Origin of the sequence: Nitratidesulfovibrio oxamicus (assembly GCF_015731765.1) — a bacterium.
Taxonomy (GTDB): Bacteria; Desulfobacterota; Desulfovibrionia; order Desulfovibrionales; family Desulfovibrionaceae; genus Cupidesulfovibrio; species Cupidesulfovibrio oxamicus.
On sequence record NZ_VRYY01000347.1, the window covers coordinates 1 to 2,768 of the forward strand.

General features: G+C 66.8%; 1 protein-coding gene. It reads right to left on the reverse strand.

What is annotated here, in order from left to right:
• Nucleotides 1–1,423: 1,423 nt before the first annotated feature.
• Nucleotides 1,424–2,768 (reverse strand): GTPase HflX (gene hflX, locus FVW20_RS11900; RefSeq protein WP_196609786.1); only part of this gene is annotated, 1,345 nt, incomplete at its 5' end.

A 2,768-nucleotide genomic window follows, 5' to 3' on the forward strand; every position in this document is an offset into this window, starting at 1 on the left:
GGGGTGCGGCGCGCGGCACGGGGTCGCGCGTCTGTTCGGGCTTTCGCGGGTGCGCCGGGCTGGCCGGAACATGCGGCAGCTGCGGCGACGCGGTACGGAATGGCCGGAAAAGTTCGGCCCCGCAAGGGGTTGCACTGCCCCAGGCGCGGGCGGTCGTCAAGATGGCTGCGTGCAATGGGCCCGTTGTGGCGCTGCCATGCAGCCGGGGGTGACGCCGTAACGTCGGGGCGACGGCGTGAAATACCCCACGCGAGTGGGGTTATTGCCTACCGTCTGGGTATGATTTAGGCGCTTTCGCGCCGCGTGGCAAGGTCTGCGTGTGCTTACTGCAAGGCCGGTGCAAAGAAAAGTGTGGGCGGAGGCTGCAGGTGGCGGTGCGCACGCGGAAACTGCAGGGGGATTGGGGGGATGGGGCGGAGGGGAGGCTGAGTTGGCAGGGGCTGCGGCAGAATGGGCTGCGGCACGGGGAAGCGTCTGGCGGGGCGATGGGCGGGGACAGTGAACGTGGGCGACGGCGAATGGCCGGGTAATCGGGTGGCGAGGGGGGCGGCGCAAGGGCCGCTATGGGGCTGAGCATGCCGGGCGCGCCAGCCGGAAAACGGCAAAAAGAAAGGCGTGCCGCTCCGGATATCCGGGAGATTCCGCGCTCTGCGCCGGGATCTCTGCTGCACGCCTGTTAGGGATTATCTTCCGTGTCCCTATTCATTGGGGGCAACTCTCTTTGCCGTTATGGGGGTAAATCTCTGCCAGAACAGTCCTCCGATGGCGTTCCTTCGCTTCTGGCCCCTGTCGCGTTCCGTGCGTCGTGCCGTGGCTCGGCTGGGCTCCGCCTGGTTTGGTCTCAGGCTGCGAGCACTCTGTGCACTGGTTGCGGACCTCGCAACGCCCTCGGCGTTGCTGTGTACTCCGGCGGGATGCCGACCCACTGGCTAGGTCGATCTCTTTCGCCGGTGATTAAACCCTAGCCCTGCGCGTGTCGGCTGTAAAGGGGGTGTGGCGACGCGGCGGCACTATTGCGGCGTTATGATGTCGTGTTTCTTGACTGCGCAACATGGCGCATCCATTGATGGAGTTGGATATGCGCATGTTGCCATGTTGCAGTGCCCCCGTGTTGCTGTTGCAATATTCCGAAAAGAAAGGGCATTTTTTATGAAAAAAAGATAGCCAATGAATCCGAAGTATTGAGCGCCATGTTGCGGTAGTGCATCGTCACATGAAATTGTGCGCTCGCACGATGCAGGGTTGCGCGGTGTTTGGCGCGAGCCCTGGTAGCGTGTCTTGTTGTGTCTCGTCGCCCCCATCGCGTGTCCGGTTGTGCGCCCGGGGGTACGCCAGTCGTGCGAGCCGTCGGGCGCCCGGTGCCATATCCCGTGGTTCGCCTGCGGGGCGCGGGAGAGCGCGGCGGCGGCCAACGCGGCGTGCGTCAGTTCCGCCGGTCCGATTCCATTTCCGGCCAGTCGTACCCGGCGTCCGCGTCATCTGTGTCCGCTTCGCCTGTGCCCGCATCATCCGGGCAGTCCCCGGCGTCACCGTCGTCCCCATCGACCGACGGGCACTCGTTTCCGTCACCCTCGCCGCCGTCCTTGCCCGTGCGTTTGCCGCAGGGGCGCAGGTCGCGTTCCCAGTCGATGCGGGCGGCAATGGACGCCACCAGTTCGTCCAGCCCCTGCCGCGTGGCGGCGGACAGGGTGATGGCGTCTGGGTGCACGGCGCGCAGGGCCTCGCGCGCTTCCTCGTCCAGGGTGTCCCACTTGTTCAGCACCAGCAGGCGTGGCACTTCGTGCAGTTCCATGTCGGTGAGGATGGTGTCCACCGCGCCCAACTGGCGGTCCAGTTCGGGGTGGCCCGCGTCGGCCACGTGGATCAGCAGGTCCGCCGCCTCCAGTTCCTCCAGCGTGGCGCGGAAGGCTTCCAGCAGTTCCTTGGGCAGGTTGCGGATGAAGCCGACGGTGTCGGCCAGGATCAGTTCGCGCTCGTGCGGAAAGCGCAGGCGGCGGGTGGTGGGGTCCAGCGTGGCGAACAGCTTGTTTTCGGCCAGCACCGCGCTGTTGGTCAGGGCGTTGAGCAGGGTGGACTTGCCCGCGTTGGTGTAGCCCACCAGCGAGGCCAGCGGCACCCGCTGCTTGGCTCGCCGGGCGCGGGCATAGGCGCGCTGGCGGCGCAGCGATTCCAGTTCGTCCTTGATGCGCCCGATGCGGTCTCGGATGCGGCGACGGTCGGTTTCCAGCTTGGTTTCGCCGGGGCCGCGCCCGCCAATGCCGCCCATCAGCCGGTCCATGGCGCGGTTTTTCCCCACCAGCCGGGGCTGGGTGTACTTCAGCTGGGCCATCTCCACCTGCAACTTGCCCGCGCGGGTGGTGGCGTGCTGGGCAAAGATGTCCAGGATCAGCTGGGTGCGGTCCAGCACCTTGCGCTCGGTCAGGTCGGCCAGGTTGCGCAACTGGGCCGGTGAAAGTTCACCGTCGAAGATGATCATGGTGGCGTTGCCCTGCAGGGCCAGCACCTCCAGTTCGGCCAGCTTGCCCTTGCCCAGGATGAACTTTGGGTTCAGCGAGGGCACGCGCTGGATCAGGGTGCCCGCGCAGCGCACCCCGGCGGTGCGGGCCAGTTCTGTCAGTTCGGTCAGATTCAGTTCCTGCAGGGCGCGGGGGGCCGTGGACACGCTGACCAGCACGGCGGCAGGGCCTTCCGCTTCGTCGGCAAGGGCGGCGGTGCGGGCAATGTGCTCGGCGTGGCTGCGGCCCTGCGGCACGGCTCCGGCGGCGGTG